This is a genomic window from Streptomyces rhizoryzae, assembly GCF_023155275.1.
Lineage (GTDB): Bacteria > Actinomycetota > Actinomycetes > Streptomycetales > Streptomycetaceae > Streptomyces > Streptomyces rhizoryzae.
Map to the genome: position 1 here is coordinate 85072 of NZ_JALMUV010000023.1, position 21870 is coordinate 106941.

At 75.3% G+C, this 21870-nt stretch carries 22 protein-coding genes and 1 pseudogene; 9 read left to right on the plus strand and 14 right to left on the minus strand.

Annotated elements, in window-relative coordinates:
* Positions 1–144: 144 nt before the first annotated feature.
* The 3 genes from MUU72_RS19595 to MUU72_RS19605 all read left to right on the plus strand — a co-directional run bounded on the left by MUU72_RS19595 (position 145) and on the right by MUU72_RS19605 (position 2732).
* Positions 145–846: a UdgX family uracil-DNA binding protein gene (locus MUU72_RS19595; RefSeq protein WP_248014611.1), complete on the plus strand. Its 702-nt coding sequence runs from the start codon at positions 145–147 to the stop codon at positions 844–846.
* Between the two features lie 28 nt (positions 847–874).
* Positions 875–2215 (plus strand): PP2C family protein-serine/threonine phosphatase, encoded by a 1341-nt coding sequence (locus MUU72_RS19600; protein WP_248014612.1) that lies wholly within the window; start codon positions 875–877, stop codon positions 2213–2215.
* 343 nt (positions 2216–2558) lie between these two features.
* Positions 2559–2732 carry a hypothetical protein gene (locus tag MUU72_RS19605; protein WP_248014613.1) on the plus strand — a complete coding sequence of 58 codons (174 nt, stop codon included), beginning with the start codon at positions 2559–2561 and terminating at the stop codon, positions 2730–2732.
* A gap of 85 nt (positions 2733–2817) precedes the next feature.
* On the opposite strand, the gene MUU72_RS19610 is transcribed toward MUU72_RS19605, so the two are convergent.
* Positions 2818–3414, minus strand: coding sequence for a Type-2Aa cytolytic delta-endotoxin (locus MUU72_RS19610; protein WP_248014614.1), 597 nt, complete (start codon positions 3412–3414; stop codon positions 2818–2820).
* A 125-nt stretch (positions 3415–3539) separates the two neighbouring features.
* Positions 3540–4856 (minus strand): MFS transporter, encoded by a 1317-nt coding sequence (locus MUU72_RS19615; protein ID WP_248014615.1) that lies wholly within the window; start codon positions 4854–4856, stop codon positions 3540–3542.
* A gap of 184 nt (positions 4857–5040) precedes the next feature.
* Here MUU72_RS19615 and MUU72_RS19620 point away from each other — a divergent pair, with 184 nt between their 5' ends.
* Positions 5041–6027, plus strand: a complete 987-nt coding sequence (locus tag MUU72_RS19620; RefSeq protein ID WP_248014616.1) for a quinone oxidoreductase family protein — start codon at positions 5041–5043, stop codon at positions 6025–6027.
* On the opposite strand, the gene MUU72_RS19625 is transcribed toward MUU72_RS19620, so the two are convergent.
* From MUU72_RS19625 to MUU72_RS19655, 7 genes are all read right to left on the minus strand, one after another.
* Positions 6002–6670: an AAA family ATPase gene (locus tag MUU72_RS19625; RefSeq protein ID WP_248014617.1), complete on the minus strand. Its 669-nt coding sequence runs from the start codon at positions 6668–6670 to the stop codon at positions 6002–6004. The genes MUU72_RS19620 and MUU72_RS19625 overlap by 26 nt on opposite strands.
* 104 nt (positions 6671–6774) lie before the next feature.
* A complete protein-coding gene (locus MUU72_RS19630) occupies positions 6775–7119 on the minus strand; it encodes an Ig-like domain-containing protein (protein WP_248014618.1) in 345 nt (114 codons plus the stop codon).
* A 238-nt stretch (positions 7120–7357) separates the two neighbouring features.
* Positions 7358–7957 (minus strand): hemerythrin domain-containing protein, encoded by a 600-nt coding sequence (locus MUU72_RS19635; protein WP_248014619.1) that lies wholly within the window; start codon positions 7955–7957, stop codon positions 7358–7360.
* Between the two features lie 68 nt (positions 7958–8025).
* Positions 8026–8856 carry an Fpg/Nei family DNA glycosylase gene (locus MUU72_RS19640; protein ID WP_248014620.1) on the minus strand — a complete coding sequence of 277 codons (831 nt, stop codon included), beginning with the start codon at positions 8854–8856 and terminating at the stop codon, positions 8026–8028.
* Positions 8849–10372: an aminotransferase class I/II-fold pyridoxal phosphate-dependent enzyme gene (locus MUU72_RS19645; protein ID WP_248014621.1), complete on the minus strand. Its 1524-nt coding sequence runs from the start codon at positions 10370–10372 to the stop codon at positions 8849–8851. Before MUU72_RS19645 ends, MUU72_RS19640 begins: the two co-directional genes overlap by 8 nt.
* A gap of 111 nt (positions 10373–10483) precedes the next feature.
* Positions 10484–10639 carry a DUF6131 family protein gene (locus MUU72_RS19650; protein WP_248014622.1) on the minus strand — a complete coding sequence of 52 codons (156 nt, stop codon included), beginning with the start codon at positions 10637–10639 and terminating at the stop codon, positions 10484–10486.
* A gap of 135 nt (positions 10640–10774) precedes the next feature.
* Positions 10775–12085 (minus strand): NAD(P)/FAD-dependent oxidoreductase, encoded by a 1311-nt coding sequence (locus MUU72_RS19655; RefSeq protein ID WP_248014647.1) that lies wholly within the window; start codon positions 12083–12085, stop codon positions 10775–10777.
* 573 nt (positions 12086–12658) lie between these two features.
* Between MUU72_RS19655 and MUU72_RS19660 the strand changes: the two genes are divergently transcribed.
* On the plus strand, positions 12659–13285 hold the full coding sequence (locus tag MUU72_RS19660) for a DNA polymerase ligase N-terminal domain-containing protein (protein WP_248014648.1): 627 nt from the start codon (positions 12659–12661) through the stop codon (positions 13283–13285).
* 266 nt (positions 13286–13551) lie between these two features.
* Positions 13552–14553, plus strand: coding sequence for an AI-2E family transporter (locus MUU72_RS19665; protein ID WP_372503218.1), 1002 nt, complete (start codon positions 13552–13554; stop codon positions 14551–14553).
* A 185-nt stretch (positions 14554–14738) separates the two neighbouring features.
* Here MUU72_RS19665 and MUU72_RS19670 read toward each other — a convergent pair whose 3' ends face one another.
* Together MUU72_RS19670 and MUU72_RS19675 are read right to left on the minus strand one after the other, a co-directional pair.
* Positions 14739–15602 carry an isocitrate lyase/PEP mutase family protein gene (locus MUU72_RS19670; protein ID WP_248014623.1) on the minus strand — a complete coding sequence of 288 codons (864 nt, stop codon included), beginning with the start codon at positions 15600–15602 and terminating at the stop codon, positions 14739–14741.
* Positions 15603–16015: 413 nt separating this feature from the next.
* Positions 16016–16429, minus strand: a complete 414-nt coding sequence (locus tag MUU72_RS19675; RefSeq protein WP_248014624.1) for a winged helix-turn-helix transcriptional regulator — start codon at positions 16427–16429, stop codon at positions 16016–16018.
* A gap of 263 nt (positions 16430–16692) precedes the next feature.
* On the opposite strand from MUU72_RS19675, the pseudogene MUU72_RS35900 reads away from it, so the two are divergent.
* Together MUU72_RS35900 and MUU72_RS35905 are read left to right on the plus strand one after the other, a co-directional pair.
* Positions 16693–17079, plus strand: a pseudogene (locus MUU72_RS35900) (alpha/beta fold hydrolase); the annotation flags it as partial.
* Positions 17060–17386, plus strand: a complete 327-nt coding sequence (locus MUU72_RS35905) for an alpha/beta fold hydrolase (protein ID WP_372503219.1) — start codon at positions 17060–17062, stop codon at positions 17384–17386. The pseudogene MUU72_RS35900 and the gene MUU72_RS35905, both read left to right, overlap by 20 nt.
* A gap of 371 nt (positions 17387–17757) precedes the next feature.
* Here the strand turns inward: MUU72_RS35905 and MUU72_RS19685 are convergent, their stop codons facing one another.
* Together MUU72_RS19685 and MUU72_RS19690 are read right to left on the minus strand one after the other, a co-directional pair.
* The gene (locus tag MUU72_RS19685) at positions 17758–18936 is read right to left on the minus strand and encodes a DUF2306 domain-containing protein (protein ID WP_248014625.1); all 1179 of its coding nucleotides are present in this window, start codon (positions 18934–18936) and stop codon (positions 17758–17760) included.
* A gap of 202 nt (positions 18937–19138) precedes the next feature.
* Entirely contained in the window at positions 19139–19774 is a 636-nt protein-coding gene (locus MUU72_RS19690; RefSeq protein WP_308403840.1) for a PadR family transcriptional regulator, read from the minus strand.
* 201 nt (positions 19775–19975) lie between these two features.
* Between MUU72_RS19690 and MUU72_RS19695 the strand changes: the two genes are divergently transcribed.
* Complete coding sequence (locus MUU72_RS19695) at positions 19976–20581, plus strand: LysR substrate-binding domain-containing protein (protein WP_248014650.1); 606 nt, start codon at positions 19976–19978, stop codon at positions 20579–20581.
* Between the two features lie 33 nt (positions 20582–20614).
* Here the strand turns inward: MUU72_RS19695 and MUU72_RS19700 are convergent, their stop codons facing one another.
* Positions 20615–21841 (minus strand): FAD-dependent monooxygenase, encoded by a 1227-nt coding sequence (locus MUU72_RS19700; RefSeq protein WP_248014627.1) that lies wholly within the window; start codon positions 21839–21841, stop codon positions 20615–20617.
* Positions 21842–21870: the final 29 nt, after the last annotated feature.

Here is a 21870-nt window from a genome sequence, read left to right on the forward strand (position 1 = left end):
CGTGCGACTCCTTCGCTTTTCAGGATCGGCGCCGGAAGGAGCGTTCGCACCCGGGAGCACAGGCGGCGACCATGGAACCACCGGAGTAGGCGCCGGGCCGGCCGCCCCCGCGCCCCGGCGCACCGCAGGAGGAGGCAGCACCCGATGACCCCACCCGACACCGGCACCACCGCCCCGCCCGAGGACGCCGGGGAGGGCTACGACGCCACGCCCTACCTGCCCCGCCGCGGCGGGCTGGCGGCGTACCGCCGGGCGGCCGCGGACTGCCGCGGCTGCCCGCTCTTCCGCGACACCACCGGTACCGTCTTCGGCTCGGGAAGCGCCTCCGCCCGGCTCGTGCTGGTCGGTGAGCAGCCCGGCGACCAGGAGGACCGCCAGGGCGAACCGTTCGTCGGCCCGGCCGGGCGGCTGCTGCGCAAGGCGATGGCGGAGGCCGGTCTGGACGCCGGCGGCGCCTACTTCACCAACGCGGTCAAGCACTTCAAGTTCACCACCGCCCCGCGCGGCAAGCGCCGGATCCACAAGGCGCCCAACCTCCGCGAACTGTCCGCCTGCCGCCCGTGGCTGGACGCCGAGTTGCGGCTGGTCGCGCCCGAGGTCACGGTGGCCCTGGGCGCCACCGCGGCCAAGGCGCTCCTCGGGCCGTCGTTCCGCGTCACCAAGGACCGCGGAACGCTCCTGGCGATGCCCGCGTCCGGCGACGGCGCGGGCGGGGACCCCGGCGGCTCCGGCGGCCTGGTCCTGGCCACCCTCCACCCCTCGGCGATCCTCCGCTCCGACGAGCGCGACACCGCCTACGCGGGCCTGGTCTCCGACCTCCGCGTCGCCGCCCGGGCCCTGGACTGATCCCACCGCTCGGCGCACCGCGCCCCGGATGGCGCCCTGGGATGGCGCCCCGGACCCCGAGCGGCTTGGCTCGTCGGAGCGCCGGTCGCGCGCGGTGCGGTCGGGCGCGGTGCGGCCGCCCACCGGGCGCGCGGGGACCGGCGCTGTCGGCACCGGCCCGGAAGGGAACACCGATGGCGGACGACGAGCGGGGCCTGACCGCGGACGGCGAGCGGCTGCTCCAGGACTGCACACCACCGCCCCCACCGCCCTGCCCGCCCTCGTCGACCGCTACGCCGGCAGCATCGGCCTGCGCAAGGTCTGCCTCTACGTCGTCGACCTCCAGCAGCGGTACCTGACCCCGATGGCCGGCGGTGAGCGGCTCCCGGTCGACTCGTCCCTGGCCGGCTGGACGTACCGCACGCTGAGTCTGCGCGTCGAGCAGGCCGGCGACCCCGCCGCCGGGCCCGGCCAGCTGATCGCGTGGCTGCCGCTGGTCGACGGCGACGACCGCCTCGGGGTGCTCGGCGCCCACATGGACTGCCTGGACAGCGCCCGGCTGCGCCGCTGCCGCACCCTGGCCGCCGTGCTCGCCATGGTGATCACCTCGCGGCGGGCGTTCAGCGACCAGTTCGTCCAGCAGGCCCGCACGGAGACCATGACGCTGCCCGCCGAGATGGTGCGCTCGCTGCTCCCGCCGCGCAGCATCGGCAACGACCGCGCCGTCTCCACCGCCGTCCTGGAGCCGGCCTACGAACTCGGCGGCGACGGCTTCGACCACTCCCTCACCGCGTCCTCCCTGAACGCCGTGATCCTCGACGCCATGGGCCACAACCTGGCCTCCGGGATGACCACGTCCCTCGCGCTGGCCGGCTGCCGCAGCGCCCGCCGCCGCGGCGGCTCCCTCACCGACCTCGTCGACGCGGTGGACGAGGTGCTCGCCGGCTGGCTGCCGGACCAGTTCTGCACCGGCATCGCCACCCAGCTGGACCTGGCCAGCGGCGTGTTCACCTGGTGCAACTGCGGCCACCCGCCGCCCCTGCTGATCCGCGACCAGCACGTGCTGGACGCAGCGCTGGACACCCCCGGTGAGCCGCCGATGGGGATGCCCGCCCGGCTCGCCGGGACCCGCCGCCGGGTCCACCAGGCCGGTCTGGAACCGGGCGACCGGGTCCTGCTCTACACCGACGGCGTCACCGAGGCCCGGATGCCCGACGGCACTCCGCTGGGCCTGGACGGCTTCACCGCGGACATCATCCGCGCCACCGCCGCCGGCGAACTCGCAGCCGAGGCCCTCCGCCGCCTGATCCACTCCCTCATGGAGCACCAGAACGACGCCCTCCGCGACGACGCCACCATCCTCCTCATCGAATGGCATCCGCAGCACTGATCACGGACAACTTTCCGTGGTGACGTAGGGCGTGGGGCAGGAACGCCTGGGCGGCGGACCGCCGAACGGTCCGCCGCGCCGCTCCGCCCGGGCCACCGCCCGCTCAACCACCCCCGGCCCCGGGGCACCTGGCGGCCGGCCCGGTCCCAGGTCCCCGCCCCGCGCGACGGAAGCGGCTCCGCGCCGTGCGGGGCGCCGGGCGCGGGAACCCTCGCCCGGCGGCCCTGGGCCGGCGCCCGGATCCCCGGCGAGCCGCCCAGCCGTCACATCAAGGGCAGAGCTTGCCAGTTTCATCCAAACGCGGTAATAGCCGCAGACCACCCGCGCGCAATATCATCTGCGTATGGCGACCTCCTGCGTCCCCGACGCCACCGCCGAGGCCAATCGCGCGATACGCGCCTTCATGGCCGCCCGCATCGGTCGGCCGCTCTGGCCCGAGGAACTGACCGAGTACGAGCAGCTGCTCGCTGCCTGGGCGGACGCCGTACACGCGAACCCGATAGGAAGCGAGCGATGAAGAGCGCCCCGCCCCTGGCGTGCCAGGGGCGGGGCGTCGCGTTGTGAGGGGCGCGGCCCGGTGAACGGGAGCGGGCCGCCGGCCGTCAGCCGGCCGCGGGGACTTCCTGCCGGACGGCGATCGCGTTGAGGCGGATCGCGCACTGCACGACCTCGTCCAGGGTGAGCGCCCGGGCCTTCTCCGGGCTCAGCGCGAGCGTGACGTTCACACAGAGGGCGATGGCGTGGACGAAGCCCTCGGTCTCCTCGTCGTGGAGGGCGAAGAGGAGGTTGTAGTAGTAGCTGGTGCCCTCGAAGGAATCGCCGTAGAAGGACAGATGGGTGCCCTCCTGGCTGCCGAGGCCGATGAAGACCTCGGTGAGCGCGGCCTCGGTCTTCTCCCAGAACGCCGGGTTGGCGTACGGCTGGACGAGGGCCTGGCGCACGGCCTCCCGGAGCGACATCACCATCACGCCGACGGGCGCGGTCTCCTGGAGCCCCCAGCCGCGGACGATCTTCACCGTCGAGCTGTCCGGGATGGCGGCCGCGGCCCGGCTGATCTCCCCGAAGTCGAAGTCCACGGTGGCCGGCGCGATCGCGTGCTGGAACGCGCCGGCGATGGCCTGCGCCTGCTCCAGGACGGCGGGTGCCACCTCGAAGACCGTCTTGAACGTCGTCTTCTCGGCGGCGGACTGGTCGGACATGACTGCTCCTCACATGCGGAAAGATCGCGTCGCGCCGACCGGCAAGTATGCCGCTGCCCCCGGCCGCCCGCACCACCGGCCCGGACCGGGACGCCGCCGCCCTACGCCGTTCCGCGGCGGCGGGATCACGGGCCGGCCGCGGCCTCGTGCGGCGGACCGCCGCCCACCGGGCCGCCCCCGGCCGCCCCGCTCGGCGCGCCGCCGCCCGCACCCGCCGCGCCGCCCCGCCGCAGTCCCGGCGTCACCAGCGCCACCAGCACGACCACCCCCACGCACAGCACACCACCGCTGACCAGGGCCACCGCCCCGGACGTCGCATCGGCCACCACCCCGCCCCGCAGGTTCCCGAGGTCCGGGCCGGCCTGCCCGACGATCTGTTCGGCGGCACCGACCCGCCCCCACAGCGCGTTCGGGGTGTGTGACTGGACGAGGGTGCTCCGGGCGACCACCGACACGGTGTCGGCCGCCCCGGCCAGGACCAGGCACGCCAGCCCCGGCCACCGGTCCGTGCACAGGCCGAACAGGGCGAGCGCCACGCCCCAGCCGACCGCACCGCAGAGCATCACCACCCCCTGCCGGGGGAGCCGGGTGAACGTCCCGGAGAACAGCGACGCGCCGATGCCGCCCACCGCCACCGCGGACAGGAACAGTCCCAGGGTCCGCGGATCGCCCCCGAAACGCTCGGCGTTGACCAGCGGGAACAGGCTGATCGGCATCGCCAGCACGGTCGCCGCCAGGTCGGTCAGCAGCGCCCCGCGGATCACCGGCGTACGGACCAGGAACGCCAGCCCGTCCGCCACGCCCCGCAGGCCCGGCCGCGCCGCCGCGGACCCCTCGGCGGTGAGCGGCGGCAGCCCCAGCGCCCCGTACAGCGCGCCGGCGAAGCTCAGCGCGTCGACCGCGTAGCACGCGCCGACGCCCAGCCCGCCGAGCACCAGCCCGCCCAGCGCGGGACCCACCAGCATCGCGCCCTGGAAGGAGATCCGCCGCAACGCCAGCCCCGCCGCCAGCTGCTCCGGGGGCAGCAGCGCCGGGAGGAACGTCTTCGCGGCCGGACCGCTCCCGGCCACGAAGCAGGACTGCACCGCCACCAGCAGCACCACGACCGCCACCGGCACCGCCTCGCCCAGGAACCCCTGCACCGCCAGGAGTACGGAACACCCCGCCTGGCCCGCCGTCATCACGACGTAGCACGCGCGCCGGTCGACCCGGTCGGCCAGCGAGCCGGCGAAGAGCCCGAGGCCGATCAGCGGGACCGCCTGGGCGAGGGCGACCACACCGGTCCAGGTGGTGCTGTGCGTCATCCGCCAGACCTGGAACATCACGGCCACCAGCGTCATCTGGGCGCCGAACCCGGACAGCGTCTGCCCGGCCCACAGCCGTCGGAAGGCGCGCGACGCACGCAGCGGCGCGACGTCGATCAGCGCCCGGCTCACGCCCACGCCGGGCCCTTTGCACCGGGCCCCGCGCCCCTGGCCGCTGCCCGCCCCGGACGTCCCGCCACCCCACCCATGGCCCCGACCGTAACAGCGCCCGGGGTGCGCGGTCCGCCGGAGCCTGGTGGTGGCACACCCAGGATCAGCCCGCACTCTCCTCGCCCCGTGCCGTCCCGGCAGGATCGTCCCCATGACGAACAACGAACAGCAGGCCGTGGTCATCCCCGAGTTCGGCGGCGCCGAGGTGCTCACCGTCACCGGCGTGGCCGTCCCGGAGCCCGGCCCGGGCCAGGTCGCCATCGACGTGGCCTACGCCGGCGCCAACTTCGCCGAGATCCTCTACCGGCAGGGAGCGGTGGACGTGCCGCTGCCCTTCGTCCCCGGCATCGAGGTCTCCGGACACCTCCGCGCCCTCGGCGAGGGCGTCGAGGGGCTGGCGGTCGGCCAGCCGGTCGCCGCCCTGACCATCGTCGCGGGCGGCGGCTACGGCGAGGTGGTGGTGACCTCCGCCGACCTCGTCGCCCCGCTCGACGCGTACCCCGGCCTGGGCCTGGACCTCGCGGCGGCACTGCCGTCGAACAGCACCACCGCCTTCCTCGTGCTCGACCGGGTGGCGCGGCTCCGGGCCGGCGAACGGGTCCTGGTGCACGCCGCGGCGGGCGGTGTCGGCAGTCAACTCGGCCAGGTGGCGCGGCTGTTGGGCGCGGGGCGGGTCGTCGGTACGGTCGGCGCCCCGGCCAAGATCGAGGCGGCCCAGGGCTTCGGCTACGACGAGGTGATCCTGCGCGACGAGGTCGCGCGGGCCGGTGAGTTCGACATCGTGGTCGACATGGTGGGCGGGCCGGCGCGCCGGGCCGGCCTGGACGCGCTGGCGCCGATGGGGCGGCTGGTGGTGATGGGCAACGCCTCCGGCGCCGACGACGTCGCCCTCCCCGCCAACGAGCTGTGGTTCACCAACAAGACGGTGTCGGGCTTCAACCTGGCGGCGTTCTCCGCCGCGTTCCCGGCCGCCGCGGGCCGGGCACTGCGGCACGCGGTCGCCGCGGCGGCCGGCGGCGACCTCCGGGTGCACGTCGCCGAACTCCCGCTGGCCCGTGCCGCCGAGGCGCACCGCCGCATCGAGTCCGGCGCCACCACCGGCAAGCTGGTTCTCAGGGTCGCCGGGAGCGGACGGTAGGGCCGGCGGCCGGGGCCGGAAGCCGGCCCGGACTCCGCTGCGCGGCGACGGCGGCGAGCACCGCATCGGCCAGCTCCGCCGGGGAGCGGCCGTCCCCGGTGTCGACGTGGGCGAGGCCGAGGCGGCGTACGGCGGACAGCATCAGGGTCTGGTAGCGGTCGGTCCGGGCCAGGAACTTGTCCATCAGGTGCCGTTCCGCATCCGTCGCCGCGGCGTAACCGCCCGCGGCGTGCACCCGGGCGCGCACCACGGCAGGGTCGGCGGTCAGCCAGACCGCACCGGTGTGCGGCACGGTCAGACCGGCGACGCGCTCCGGCCAGAGCGCCGAACCCTCCAGCACCAGCCCGGTCTCCGCCGCCCCGCCGGTCGCGTGCGCGGTGACCAGCGCTTCGACGCGGGGCCAGAGCCGGGCGTAGTGGTCGAGGACGGAGGCGATCAGCTCGTCGAGGGGGAGCGCGGCGTAGTGCTCGGCGACATGGGCCGGGACCTCCCGCTCCGGGGTCCGCCAGGGCCGCCCCGGGTGCCGGGCCAGCTTGTCCGTGGAGCGGTACGCGAACCCCAGCCGCTCCGCGAGCACCTGCCCCAGAGTCGATTTGCCGACGTTCGACGTCCCGCCGATGAGCACCACTCGCACCTCGCGCATGCGGCGACCCTAGACCCTGTCGGCACGCTCCGTCCGCCGCCCGGCGCGCCCGCGACCGGACGCCGGCGGCGGGGGAGGGGCAGCGGGGCGGCGCGTGCGGCCGGTCAGTGGGCGACCGCGATCTGGAGCGTCACCGGGGGCGCGCCCTCCGCGAGGGCGGTGAAGGTGACCGTGCCGGCCGCGTCCCCGGCCACCAGCGCGGGGGTCTCGGCGTAGCCGTCCGGGTCGGTCAGGACGGTCACGGTGCTGTCGACCCCGTCGAAGAGCGCCTGCTCGCCCATCGCGTCCCAGGTGAACGTGACCGGCAGCCCGGCCACCGGCGACTGGTCCTGGTCCACGACCCGGGCCTTCAGGGGGTAGGGGAACGTCTCGTGGGGACCGGTGTGCTGCCCGGTGCCGCCGGCCGGCTGGATCGTGTACGCCCGGCCGCTGCCCGCTTCTGCGCTCATAAGGCCGCCTCCTGACTGGCTCTGGTTGCTCTGACGTGGTCTGCCTGGAATGGATCCGGGTGGGGGTGGGCTCTTCGGGGTCGGGGTGTGCCGGTGATGTTAAGTGCGGGGTGCGGCGCCGCGGCGGAGGAGCGACCCGTTTCCGGGAAGTTCCTGCGGTGGGGTGAGGGGCGGCAGGAGCTGGGGCGGTACGGCGCGGGGACGGGAGCGGGCGCCGTGCCGCAGGGGCCGGCCGGGGTCAGTGGCGGCCGGTGAGGTAGTCGCGGACGCGGTCCACCAGGCCGATGCCCGGGGCCAGCAGGCCGAGGGCGGGCGGGGCGCTGGGGGCGTGCGGGTGCGGATGGGTGGGGGCGGTCTTCTTCGCCTCGCGGGCCTTGCGGCCGAGGCTTTCCAGGACGAAGGGGTGCACGCCCTCGCGCAGGAGGGGGAAGAGGGTGCGCTCCTCGTCGCCGATGTGGCGGGTGACCGCGGCGGTCAACTCGTCCACCAGGCCGTCGAACCGGGCGTCGTCGGCGGCGCGCGGCTCCAGGTCCCGCAGGAGCTCCTCGATGTGCTGGTGGTCGGCCAGTTTCCGGTCGGCCAGGCCGCCGCCGCCCGCCAGGTGCTTGCGGACGGCGGGGTAGAGGTGCTCCTCCTCGGCGACCGTGTGGCGGACCAGTTCGATGGTGAGGGTGTCGAGGAGTTCCTTGCGGCGGGCGGTGCCGGGTGCGGCGGTGCCGAGCCGGCCGAGGAGGGTGCCGATCGCGCGGTGGTCGGTGGCGAGTTCGGTGAGCAGGTCGGTGGGTTCGGGCGCGGCTCCGCCGGTGTCCGGCCGGTCCGCGCGCTCGTTCGGTGCCATGGAAAGGTGCCTGTCTTCCGGTGCGGTGCGGGTGGGGGTGCGGGTGGGCGAGGCCGTCCGGTGCGGCCTCAGCGGGCCTGGTGCTCGCGCGGTCTGCGGTTGCCCGGCGGGGGCTGGCACCGCGGGCACCACACCGTGCCGCGGCCGGCGACGCGGTCGCGGTGCAGGGCGGTGCCACACCGGGGACAGGCCGGTGCGCGGTCGTCGCGGTGACCGGTGAGCCAGGTGCGTTCGGGCGGTACCCGGCCGGCCCGGACGGCGGAGCGCAGGGTGCGGCGCATCGAGCGGTAGAGCCGGGCGCGTTCGGGGTCGGTGAGGGCGCCGGCCCGGTCGGTGGGGTGGAGGCGGGCCCGCCAGAGGATCTCGTCGGCCAGGAGGTTGCCGAGACCGGCCAGCACGGACTGGTCGGTCAGGGCCGATTTGAGGCCGCCGCGGCGGTGGCCCAGCGCCGCGTCGAACGTGCCGCGGTCCACGGTCAGCGCGTCGGGGCCCTGATGGGCCAGGGCGCGGGCCAGGACCGGGTCGTCCGGGCCGGCCGCCAGCCACAGGCCCTGGAGTTTGCGCTGGTCGCGGTAGCGCAGCTGGCGGTCGGCCGCCACCTCGAACAGCACCCGGTCGTGCGGCGCGAGCGGGTCGCCGGGGCGGCAGCAGACCAGCGAGCCGGTCATGCCGAAGTGCAGCAGCAGGGTGGGCGCGCCGTCGTCCAGCGGCGCCAGCAGCCACTTGCCGCGGCGCTCGGGGGCGGCGAACGCCCGCCCTTCCAGGGAGCGGCGCAACCGCGCGGCGCTCACCCCGTGCAGCACCCCCGCGTCGCGCACCGCGACCCGGCGCACCGTCCGGCCCTGCGCGCAGGAGACCAGGACCTCCCGGAAGGCTTCCACGTCGGGCAGTTCAGGCATCGGCGGGCTCGGCGTCCCGGGCCAGGACCCGGACGGTGCGGAGCTGGGGGTCGGTGGCGTCGGGGAGGTTCATCCCGGCCGCCACACCGGTGCGCAGATAGCGCAGTACGGGCTCGTTGAGGCGTTCGCCGGGGAGCGCGACGGGGATGCCGGGCGGATAGGGCGTGATCATCTCCGCGGCGATCCGGCCCGCGGCCTCCCGCACCGGGACGTCCTCGACCGGGCCGAAGTAGGCATCGCGCGGCAGGCAGCCCTGCGGCAGCCGCAGCTCGGCGGGCGGGGGCACGGCCACGGCACGGGGCGGGCCCTCCCGGTCGGCCGGGGGAGTGCTCGTGAAGTGGTGGGCGGCGTCCTTCAGCGCGGTCAGCAGCAGCTCGGTGGTGGCCTCGTCGTCGGCGTGGGTGAGCTGGGTGTTGATCCGGCGGTGGTCGGAGAGGTGGGCGTCCACGCGGCGGTGGGCGCGCAGCCAGTCGGCCACCGCGTACCCGGTCGTGCCCAGCCCGCTGACGTCGATGACGACCGGCAGCGGGTCGAAGTCGTCGGCCAGGCCCGGGCCGCAGAAGTCCGCCCGGCCGTGCACGTGCAGGCCCGGGATCTCCTCGATCGCCGCGCGGACCCGCGACGCCAGGTCCAGCGCGCGGCCGAGCAGTTCCCGGCCGCGCAGCGCCATCTGCCGGCGCCAGCCGTCGAGCCCGGCGTAGACCAGGACCGACGGGCTGGTCGTGCCCAGCAGGTCGGCGCGCGACCGCAGCCGCGCCGGGTCGATCAGATCGCCCGAGAGGTGGAAGACGGAACCCTGCTCCAGGCCGCTGCCCATCTTGTGGATGCTGGTGACGCAGATGTCCGCGCCCGCGTCCATCGCCCAGGACGGCAGGGCCGGGTGGAACGGCAGGTGCGCGCCCCACGCCTCGTCCACGATCAGCGGACGGCCCCGGCGGTGGCAGACCTCCGCGAGGGCCCGCAGGTCCGCGCAGGCACCGTACGGGGTGGGGCTGGTGACCAGGGCGCCGCGGGCGTCCGGGTGGGCGGCGAAGGCCCGCTCGAACTCCTCGGCGGACGGCGGGTGCGCGAGGTGGCGTTCGGGGTCCCACCGCGGCTCCACCCAGATGGGGCGGATGCCGGCCAGGATCAGCCCCGAGACGACGGACTTGTGCGCGTCCCGGCCGATCAGCAGCGGCTCGTGCGGACTGGCCACCGCCAGCATCGCCGCCTTGACGGACAGGGAGCTGCCGCAGGTGGTGAAGAAGGTGTGGGCGGCGTGCACCGCGTCGGCCATCAACTCCTCGGCGCGGGCCAGGATCCGGTTGCCGGTGCGGCGGTCGTCCAGACCGCCCGAGGCGAGCACATCGCCGAGGAAGACCGCGTCGCCGAGGACCTCGCGGACCCGCGGGTCGGCGCCGCGGGCCTGCTTGTGGCCGGGTGGGGAGAAGCCCAGCCGGCCCGCGGCGTGGTACTCGGCGAGGGCCTCCAGAACGGGTGCGTGGGTGTGGTCGAGGGTCGGGGACGAGGAAGACATGTCAGGTACCGGCCTCCCTGGCACGCCGCGGTGCGCTGCGCTTCTCTTCGGCTGCCTCGCTGGTCACTCCCGTACGGCGGTCGCCTCCCGTACGGCTGTCGACGGTCGCGGCTACCAGTAGTGCCGCCGGCCGCCGACCGCGTGCCCCAGGGTGCCGAGGAGCCAGAGGATCGCTCCGATGACGAGCAGGATGATGCCGATCGTCCACAGGACGGAAATGCCGGTCAGAAAGCCGACCACGAGCAGGATGATGCCGAGAACGATCACGATGTGCTCCGATCTCGTCGTGGTGTGTCCCTCTTACTGTGTGCCTCGGTCGGAGCAACGGCAACTCGTGCCCCGGCAGGCCGAGGTGAGGGGGAAAGAGCAGGTCAGGGGCGGTGTGAGCAGGCGTGGCACGCGTCATCCCGGCCCGCCATCGGAGGTCCGCGGCACCCGGGCCACCTCCGGGGAGGCGGTGTCCAGCGGAACCGACCAGGAGCGGACCAGCCCCAGCTGGACGCCCTGGCGCGGCAGGACGGCGTCCAGCAGCCAGTCGGCCGCCACCCGCGTGCGGTTGCCGGGCATCGCCATCAGGTGGTAGGCGCGGGTGACCGCGCCGGCGAGCGGGCCGGACAGCGGGACGTGGAACGGGTTCGCGGCGGCCTGTGCGCCGCCCAGGTCCACCATGAAGCCCAGGTCGTGGTGCTCGTAGGCGCGCTCGGTGCCCTGGCCGCAGGACGCCGCCACGTTGTGGGCGGCGACCTTGCCCTGCCGCTGCGCGTGCTGCGCGGTCATCGGCGTCAGCCGGCCGGGCCGGGTCAGGTCCGGTACCGCGGCGGCGTCCCCGCAGGCGAACACCTCCGGCCGGCCCGGCACCCGCAGGAACGCGTCCACGCACAGCCGGCCGTGGTCGGTCTCCAGTCCCATCGCCGCGACCAGCGGGTCCGGCCGGACGCCGACGCACCAGATGAGCGACCGGCTGGCGACGAACTCGCCGTCGTCCAGCAGCACCCCGTCCGGGGTGGCCTCCTTGACGGAGGTGCCGGTGCGGACCTCCACGCCCCGGTCGCGCAGGACCCGGTCGGCGGTCCGCGACAGCCGCTCGTCCAGCTCGGGCAGGACCCGGTCGGCGATGTCCAGCAGCAGCCAGCGCGGCCGGGTCCCGTCCGGCAGCCCGGCGTTGCGGCGGGCCAGCGCCTCGGTGTACCGCACGCCGTGCGCGGCCACCTCGGTGCCGGTGTAGCCGGCGCCCACCACCACGAACGTGGTCCGCGCCGCCCGTTCGGCCGGGTCCCGGGCGGCGCCGGCCAGCTCGACCTGGCGGGTCATGTGGTCGCGCAGGTAGAGCGCCTCGGGCATCCCGCGGAAGCCGTGGGCGTGTTCGGCCACACCGGGGATCGGCAGCAGTTTGTTGACGCTGCCGACGGTCAGCACCAGCCGGTCGTACTCCAGCTCGCCCTCCCGGTCCTCCGGGTCGGTGAACAGCACCCGGCGGGCGTCGAAGTCCACGTGGTGGGCCTGGCCGAGGACCAGCCGGACGCCGGGCAGGGTGCCGGTGAGCGAGACGGAGATCCGCCGGGGCTCCAGTATCCCGGCGGCCACTTCGGGCAGCAGCGGGACGTACAGGAAGTAGTCGTGGGGGTTGACGAGCACGATCTCGGCCGCGCCCCGGGCCCGTTTGGCGAGGGCGCGGGCGCAGTTGTAGCCGGCGAAACCGGCTCCGACGATCACGATCCGAGGACGACGGCGGTTCACGTGCACTCCTACGGTCGAGGACGTTCCGGGGACGGGCCGGGCCGGCGCCGGCGCGGTCCGCGCGGCGCTCGGGCTCTCCAACCTTCCGCCCGTGGGCTTCGCGTGCCCCTCCACCGGGCCGGTTACTCCCCCGAACCGGGTAACCGGCGCCCCACCGGGACCGCCGGCCACCGGGCGGGACCGTCCGCATGCGGCCCCGGACGCGGCGCGCCAGAGTGGAGAACCGCGGGGGCGCGGCGCCCGGATTCCGCCCGCGCCGCGCGGGAACACGCCACCACCACAGGAGCCGGACGCCGCGAGGGAAGGCAGGACGACATGGCCGGAAGGGCCGAGCACACCGGGAACACGCCGGACCCGCCGGCCACCCCGGATACGCCAGGCACCCCTGACCCGCCAGGCGCTCCGGACCCCACAGGTTCTCCGGGCCCCACAGGCACCCGGGAAGCCGAAGACAAGGCCGCTACCAAGGCCGAAGCGGAAGCCGAAGCCGCAGACACCGGGGACGCCAAGGGAACCAAGGCCACCAAGGGCAGCACGGCCGCCGACCGGCTGACCGTGTACCGCGGCAAGCGGCACTTCGGCCGGACCCGGGAACCGGCGGGCGGCCCGGCCGCGGGCGGGCCCGGTGGGGCCGGCGGGGCACCGCGCTTCGTGGTGCAGATCCACGACGCCAGCACCCTGCACTTCGACTTCCGGCTGGAGGTCGACGGGGTGCTGAAGTCCTGGTCCGTCCCCAAGGGCCCGTCCACCGACCCGCACGACAAGCGGCTGGCCATGCCCACCGAGGACCACCCGCTGGAGTACCGCGGGTTCGAAGGCGTCATCCCGGACGGGGAGTACGGCGCGGGCACCGTGATCGTCTGGGACGAGGGCAGCTACCACCCGCTGAGCCGTAAGCGCAAGGGCCGCACCCGTTCCTTCCAGGAGTCCCTGGCGGACGGCCACATCGCCTTCCGGCTCGACGGGAGCAAGCTGCACGGCGGCTACGCGCTCACCCGTTTCCGCGGCGGCCCGGATTCCGGCGAACGGGAGTCCTGGCTGCTGGTGAAGGAGCAGGACGACCGGGCCGGGCGGCGCGGCACCCCCGACGCCCGCCGGGCCCGCTCCGTGCTCAGCGGCCGCACGCTGCGCCAGGTGGCGGCCGAGGAGGGCGGCGGCCACCGGGAGCGCGGCTGAGACGGGCCGGCAGGAGTCGAACGGGCCGGCAGGAGGCGGCCGGGGGGTGCGGCCGGGTGCCTTCGAGGGAATACCGGCCGGTCGCGTTCGGTGACCGGCGCGCGGTGATACCGGTGACGTGAGGGCCCAGCCAGGGCCCGTGGAGGCCCGTCGGTGCGAGGAGGTGGCGGCGCAAGGTGCCGATCCGAGCCCGCCGCACCCGCCCGGCCCGCCGGCTGCCGGGCCCCGGGCTGCGCGAGACCGTGGTGGTACCCAGACCGCTGCGGGTGGCCGCCGCCTACGGATGGCGGCTGCTGGTGGTGGGTGCCGCGGTGTACGTGGTGTTCATGACGCTGGGGCGGTTCCACCTGGTGACCCTCGCGGTCTTCCTCGGGCTGGTGCTCACCGCCCTGCTGGAGCCGCTGACCTGTCTGCTGTCCCGCTTCCTGCCGCGCTCGCTCGCGGTCACCGCCGCCCTGCTGCTGGGGATCGTGCTGGTGCTGGGCATCCTGAGCCTGATCGGGGCCAATGTGGCCCATGAGTGGCCGGGGCTGCGGCAGATCTTCGCCGGCGGGGTGAGCCGGATCGAACGCTGGCTGGAGGGCCCGCCCCTGCACCTGCGGCACGGCGCCCTGGCCCACGTCCAGGACTGGATCTCGCGCTTCGTGACGAAGAACCGCGGCAACCTCGTCAACACCGCGGTCAGCGGCGTGGGCCGGCTGGTGGAGGTCCTGACGGTGGCGGCGCTGGCCCTGTTCTGCTCGGTCTTCTTCCTGCACTCGGGCACCCGGATGTGGCTGTGGTTCGGCGGCCAGCTCCCGGAGCGCGGCCGGAGCCGGGTGCGGACGGCGGGCCGGGCGGCCTGGTCCACCTTCACCGGCTACACCCGCGGCATCGTGATCGTCGCCGCGACCAACGCCATCCTCGTCGGAGTGGCGCTGTTCGTGCTGGGCGTCCCGCTGGTGCTGCCGCTGGCCGTGCTGGAGTTCTTCGCCGCGTTCGTCCCGCTGGTCGGCTCGCCGGTGGCGCTGGCGGTGGCCGCGGTGGTCGCCCTGGCCGCGAAGGGCCCGCTGGTGGCCGTGCTCGTCATCCTGCTCATCGTGGTCATCGGGCAGATCGAAGGGCATGTGCTGCACCCGCTGGTGATGAGCCGCGCGGTCCGCCTGCACCCCGTGGTGGTGGCGCTGGCGGTGGTCTGCGGGGGCGTGACCGCCGGGGTCCTCGGCGCGGTCGTCGCGGTGCCGCTGACCTCGGTGGTGTGGTCGGTGTACGGGGCGCTGCGGACGTAGCGGCACGGGCGTCCCCGGCGACCGCGGGGCCGGGGTGACGACAACGGCGCCGGTGCGGACGGGCCGTGCCGGGGCGTCCGGTGGGAATGGTGCGGGACGCCCCGGCGCGGCCCCGGTGCCTGGGGTCCAGGCGGTGCGCGGGCCCGGCCCCGGTGCCGGTGGGGTGTCAGTGGTGTGGGGCGGGGTCAGCGGGTGGCGTCGGCCGGGGCGCGGTCGTGGTGGCGGCTGAGGTTGCGTTCCAGCAGTGCCAGGCACTCGCCGACGCCGACGGCGCCCTCGACGTGCTCGGGCAGCCGCCCGTCGGCCCGTTTCAGTTCGGCCAGTGCCTGGTCGATGGCGGTCTGGGCGGCGAACAGGCAGGGCGTGCTGTAGATCGCGACATCGACCCCGAGGCGCTGCAATTCGCTCAGTGACAGCCGGGGCGACTTGCCGCCGGCGATCTGGTTGAACAGCAGCGGCTTGTCGCCGATGACCCGGCGCACCTGGCGGATCCGGTCGGCGCTGCGTACGCCGTCCACGAGGATCACATCGGCGTCGGTCGCGGCCAGTGCCTTGGCCCGCCGCAGGATCTCCCCCTCCTCGGTGGCGTCGGTGCGCGCGACGACGACCAGGTCCCGTCGGGACCGCAGGACCAGGTCGAGCTTGGCGAGGTACTCGTCCAGCGGCAGCACGCGCTTGCCGTCGACATGGCCGCAGCGCCGGGGCCGCTGCTGGTCCTCCAGGATCACCCCGGAGGCGCCGATGGCCTCCAGCTGCTGGACGACGTGGCAGGCGGTCTCCGGGTCGACGTAGCCGTCGTCGATGTCCACCAGCAGGTGCTGCCGGGGGAAGGCCAGCCGCAGCCGCTGGACGAACGCGACGATGTCGGGCCAGGCGATGAACCCGATGTCCGGCAGACCGTAGTGGGACGCCGCGAAGCCGAAGCCGGAGACGAAGATCCCGTCGTAGTGGCGCGCCGCCAGGGACGCGGAGAACATGTCGAAGACGCCGATCAGCGGGGTGGTGCCCGGCGCCTGGATCGAGGCCCTTAATCGGTCGGGGTGGTTCACGGTACCCTCCGATGCGTGTCGCGTGAACTACGCGTCGCGGCCGACCCGTTGCCTGCTGGAGCGGTGGTCGGCGCGAGGCGTCACGGGCCGAAGGGAACGGGGGCACGCCGCTGCGGCGTGCCCCCGTTGTGTGCCGTCCGAACCGGCCCGTGCGGAGCGCGGCTCGGCGCCCTCCGTACCAGCAGATTAGGCAAAGGGTTGGTCATGGCACAATCACGAGCGGGTAATGCGCGCTGGTGGGCGTCGCTTTTGAGCCGTTCGCCGCGAGCGGCTGCGGCGGGGCCGGCCTGAGGCGCCCGGCACGAGTGGATCGTGAGCGAACGCGGGCGGGCGCCTTGGCGGCCCGCCATGGGGTGACCGACCTTGTCGCGGTCCGCAACGACCGGCTGTGACCAGCGCGTTCGCTCCGCGCTCTAGGCGGAGCGGGACGCGTCGGCGCGTTGGTTGCTGCGGGCGATCTCCGGCATGTGCGTCTCGGCCCAGAGCCGCAGGGCGGCGAGCGGTACGTCGAGGGACAGGCCGAGCTCGGTGAGCCGGTAGTGGACGGCGGGCGGCACGGTGGATTCGACGCGGCGCGCGACCAGGCCGTCGCGGACCAGGCTCCGCAGGGTCACGGACAGCATCTTCTGGGAGATGCCCGGGATGCGCCGCTGGAGTTCGGCGAAGCGGAGCTCGTCCGGAGCCTCCTCGGCCAGCACCTTGACCGCCAGGGACGTCCACTTGGTGCCGATGCGGTCGAGCAACTGGCGGGTCGGGCAGAGCGGATCCAGCAGGTCCCCGCGCTCACCGGGCCGCCGACCGGGTTCACCGGGCCTCGATGCGGTCACCTGGGGCTCACCACCTGAAGGGAAAGTGCCGTCTTGGAGGGGCCAGGTTAGTTCCCTAGCGTGACCTTGTCACCATTCCTCACCCCACCCCTCACCACCCCTCACCCTTCACCACCCCTCACCACTCCTGGAGTTCCTCCATGCCTGAGCTTCGGCGCGTCCTCGCCAACGGCGTCCACCTGAACGTCGCCCTCTCCGGATCGGGCCCGGCCGTCCTGCTGCTGCACGGCTTCCCGCACACCTGGGAGGTGTGGACGGACGTCATGGCCGACCTGTCCGGGCGCTACCGCGTCATCGCGCCGGACCTGCGCGGGTTCGGCGCGAGCAGCCGGGCCGCCTCCGGATACGACGCGGGCACCCTGGCCGAGGACGCCGCGGCGCTCCTCACCGCGCTCGGCGTGCCCTCGGCCGCGGTGGTGGGCATCGACGCCGGCACCGCGCCGGCCTTCCTGCTCGCCCTGCGCCGCCCCGGTCTCGTCCGGCGCCTGGTCGTCATGGAGTCCCTGCTGGGCGGGCTGCCCGGCGCCGAGGACTTCCTCGCCGACGGGCCGCCGTGGTGGTTCGGCTTCCACTCCGCCGCGCCCGGCCTCGCCGAGACGGTGCTGGCGGGCCGGCACGCTCGGCGACGGGGTGCGCCCCGCCCTCCGGGACGCCTTCGCCCGCGCCTACACCGGCCGCCAGGCGTTGCGCTGCGCGTTCTCGTACTACCGGGCGCTGCCCGAGAGCGCGGCACAGATCGAGCGGGCGGTCGCCACCGCCCGCCTGACGGTGCCGACGATGGCACTGGGCGCCCGGCCCGTCGGAGCCGCGCTGGAACGCCAGCTCCGCCCGGTCACCGACGATCTCACCGGACACGTCATCGAGGACTGCGGGCACATCATCCCGCTGCACCGGCCGCGCGCCCTGCTCGCCCTGCTGCGCCCGTTCCTGGCCGGCGAGGAGGCACAGGCAGCGTGACCGGAGCGGGCCCGGCATGCGTAACCCGCCTTGCTGTCAAGGGAGTTACGGGCAGGCGGGCAGGCGGGCAGGCGGACGGACAGCATGGTCGGCGTTCCGCAACGCCCCTCAGGACCCCGCGGGTGCGGCCTGCCCTCGGGCCGGCAGCCAGCGGCCCGTCACCCCGGCCGCCAGCAGTCCGCCCACCATGACCGGCAGGCTGACCACGGCCACGGTGGAGGTCAACAGGGGTATTCCTGCGCTGAGTCGGCGGCCGCCGGTGGGCGTTGGGGTGGCGGTCCCGGAGGTCTCCCTCTCGGCGCCGGCCGGGGTGCCCGGTGTGCTGCTCATCTGCGCCTCGCCTCCGGTCGCTGCCCTGGCCGGGGTGCCGTTCAGCCCGCCGGGGCGGTTGTCGGCTCCGGGGCGCGGGCGGTGGTGACGCGCTCCCGTTTGCGCACCTCGCGCCCGGCCAGTACCCGCAGGCTGACCACCGTGGTCGCCGCGAACGCGAGCATGCCGCAGCCGATCGCGACGCCCGCGGTCAGCGCCGTGTACCGGTCGAGTCCCGCGTACCGCTCGAACAGGGCGGCCGCACCGGCCGAGAACGGCGGGGCCAGGCACAGCGCGGTCAGGTGCAGCCGCCACTCCTCGCGGGCCCAGCTCCGCCCGGCCCGGCCCGCCCGCCGGTGGCAGCCGGCCATGACGGCGTACGCCGCGGCGAACGGGACCAGATAGCCGGCCAGCAGCCGCTCCCCCGCGGCGCCCCACTCCAGGAACGACCGGGCGATCCAGACCAGCGCCGCGGCGCCCACCAGATGCGCCGCGACCAGCACCGGGCCCGGCACCCAGGTGCCGCGCACACCGGGCACCGCCGCCCGCCGGTCCGCCGCCCGCGAGGCGATCAGCGCGCCGAACACCACGACCGACCCCAGGTGCATCACCGCGACCCGGTTGACGTCCGCCATGGACAGCCCGGGCAGCAGCGCCGGGAGCGCGCCCCACTCCAGCCGCAGCAGGGGCGCGGTCATCAGGTAGCCGTAGCACAGCAGCATCCACCGCCGGTGCAGGTCGGGGAACCCGCCGACGGCGGCGAGGAGGCCGAACGTCACGCTCATGACCGTGCCGACCAGGATCGTGGCGAGCACGATCCAGAACGCCGCCCCGCTGAACGCGTCGCCCGGCGCGGTCCGCGCCAGATAGACCGCCGCGCCCGCCATCGAGGCGTACACGGTCAGCGCGAACACCACGCCCAGGGCGCGGTGCAGCCGGATCCGCCGCCGCACCGCGGACAGCAGTTGCGCCGGGCCCAGCAGCATCAGCGCGCCGCCCAGCACGGCGTGCAGGACGAGCGCGGCCAGGCTGCGCCCGTACGGGCCGATCCGGGTGGCGAGGGCGTCCGCGACATAGCGCGGCGAGACCGCCCGGCTCAGCAGCCATTCGCCGATCGCCGGGGCGCCCCGGTACGCGTACGGCCACAGTTCGGTCATCGCGATCGGCGCGTACCCGACGCAGACCGCGACCACGGCGACGGTGGCCGTGCGGCGCCACGCGGCCCGGCTCGGACGGTTCATGGCGACTCCCTGGGTGGATCGCGGCCGCGGCCTGCCGGGCCCCCCGTGCCCGGCAGGTCCTGCCCTGAGCGGTCCGGTTGCGTGATGGTCCTTCTTGGACCGTCCTAACTGGACCATCGAGAAGGTAAGGGGGAGCCGCCGCCGCGGTCAATGGCCCGCGCACGTTGGGCCGTTGACGGCACCCGGGGAACGGGCGCGCGGGCTATGCGCCCCGCTGCTCCACCCACTGCCAGAAGTCCACCATCATCCGCTCGTAGCGGATCCCGAACTCCAGCGCCTCCCGCTGCCCCCGGCTCAGCAACTCCCCGACCTCGTCGGCCAGTTCCTCGTACGCGGCCAGGGTGCGACGGTGCTCGTCGATCTGCACGGGGGAGTGCACCTCGGGCCGCGCCCCGAACCACAGCTTCAGGATGCTGCGTTCGCGCGCCTCGACCGGTACGAACGAGGAGTCGGCCAGCCACTCCGCCAGGGCGGCCCGGCCCGCGGGGGTCAGCCTCAGCAGCCGGCGGTTGCGGCCGCCGGTCTGCCGGGACTCCGACAGCAGACCCGCCTCGACCAGCCGGTCGCACTGCGCGTAGACCTGCGCGTGCGGCATCGACCAGAACGGGGCCACCGTGCGGGCGGCCTCGACCTTCACGTCGTACGGGCTGGCCTCGCCCAGCTGGTCGATGAATCCGAGCACCAGGAAGGAGGGCGTGGTCAGGCGCATGTCGGCCCTGCGGGAATCAGCCATGTCCGGGACCGTACCGCGAGGCGGCGGGCGGGCGGTCCGGCCGGTGGCCGGCTCCCGCCTCACCGCTGCGCGTCCCGCCGTCCCCGCGGCGGCCCCCAGCCGCATCAGGAACAGGTACCCCGCGTACGCCACCCCCGCCGCCGTCCCGAAGGCCACGCCGGCGACCGGAGCGCTGCCCGGCCGCGGACGCCCGAGCGCCCCGCCGGCCGGCGCCACCCCGGCCAGCAGCACCGGGACCGTCGGCAGGAACCGCCCCGGCAGCCGGGTCCCCGTCACCAGCCGGGCCAGCAGCGGGAAGACCAGCACCTGGACGTTGAGCAGTACGGTGGCGACCCAGGCGCCGACGCTGAGCACACCGGCCGCCCACAAGACCAGGTCCGCGCCGAGCAGCCCCCCGGCACCGGCGTCCAACGCCAGGTACCGCGCCGGCCGCGACCCGGCCCGCCGCACCTCCCACCGGGCCGCCGGCGCCAGCATGACGAGCGCGAGGAGGTCTTCCTCGCGGTCTCCGCCCGGCACCCGCTCGGTGACCGCACCGCTCTCGACCTGGCCGACCCCGGGGACCTCGATGCGGTCACCGGCACGCCGTGGGCCTGCTGCCCGCCCGGCGCCGAACCGTACGAGGCGCTCGTCCAGACCCTCCGGGCCCGCGGCGCCGAACCGGACGTCCGCTACCTCTTCGCCGACCACCTCAGCCAACTCACCCTGGTCGAGCGAGGGTTGGCGGTCTGCCTCACGCCGGCGACGGCCCGCCGCGCCGCCCCGCCCGGCGTCCGCTTCCTGCCCTTCCGCCCGGCCCTGCGCCGCGATATCCGTGCCGCCTGGCTGACCCGCGGGGAGGGCCCGCCGGTCCGCGCCTGCCTGGCCGCCCTCGCCGACGCCGCGGAGCGGGTGCCCGTGCGGGCCGGCTGACCCGGCGCGGGCGCCCGCCGCGACGGCGGACCGCTACCTCCCGGCCGGACTCCGCACCGGCTCCGCCCAGTCGATGCGGTGGAAGTGCAGCGCCCGGAACATCTCCTCCGGTGCCGGGAACTCCGGCACCGGGTGGGCGCTCTTGCCGGCCTTGACCTCGTTGACGGCCGCGGCGCTGCGGCCGACGGCCTCCACCCGCGGCCGGCGCAGCGCCTCGTAGGCGGCGAACGCCTCCTGGTGGGTGGGCAGATCGCGCAGGCACCGGGCCAGTTCCACCGCACTCTCGATGGCCAGGGAGGCGCCCTGCCCGGAGCTGGACGAGGGGGCGTGCACCGCGTCGCCCACCAGCACCGTGCGGCCGCGGTGCCAGTGCGGTACGGACGGCATCCGCTCCATCCGGCCGACCGCCATCAGCGCCTCCGGCCCGGTGTGCCGCAGCATCCGCTCACCGGGGACGTGCCCGGCGTACAGCTCCCGCAGCCGGGCCAGCCACGCGGCGGCGGGCACCCGCGCCGCCTCGGCCCGGCTCGGCGGGGGGTCCGCGGGCAGTCCGGCGAACCAGATCAGCCGCCCGTCCGGGCCCCGCCAGTAGCCCATGAAGGCCCGGCCGAACGCGAAGTACATGGTGCCCGGCTCCGCGTCGACGCCGCAGTCCGCCGCCGCGTACCCGCCGAAGCTCAGCACGCCGCCGTACTCCGGCGCGGGTGCCCGGGGATCGATCAGGGCGCGGACGGTGGAGCGGATGCCGTCGGCGCCGACCAGCAGATCGGCGGTGGCGGAAGTCCCGTCGGCGAAGCGGGCGGTGACCCCGCCGGGCACCTCCTTTGCACCGACCAGCCGCTTGCCGTGGACGAAGGGGACGCCCGCCGCGCGCGCGTGGTCGGTCAGCGCCCGGTACAGGCGCTCCCGCGGCATCGTCATCGTGGGCGGAAGCTCCGGGAAGCCGCCGAAGCGGGCGAGGTGGTGGCCGGCGCCGTCCGCCATCACCACCCCCGGGACCGGCTGCCCGGCCGCCCGTACCGCCGCGTCGGCGCCGACCGCCGCCAGGGCCGCCAGCCCGTTCGGCGCCAGTCCCAGCCAGGCGCCGACCCCGTCCGCCGCGGCCGGGTACGCCTCGTACACCGTCGCCGCGATGCCCGCCCTGCGCAGCGCGAGCGCGGCCACCGGGCCCGCCACCCCGCCGCCGATGACCAGCGCGGTCCGCGCCTGGCCGGTGCGGTGTGCGGCGGGCTGCTCCCCGCCGCCCCTGCTGTCGTGCATGACCCCTCCCGGGTGCCGTCTCCGTGACC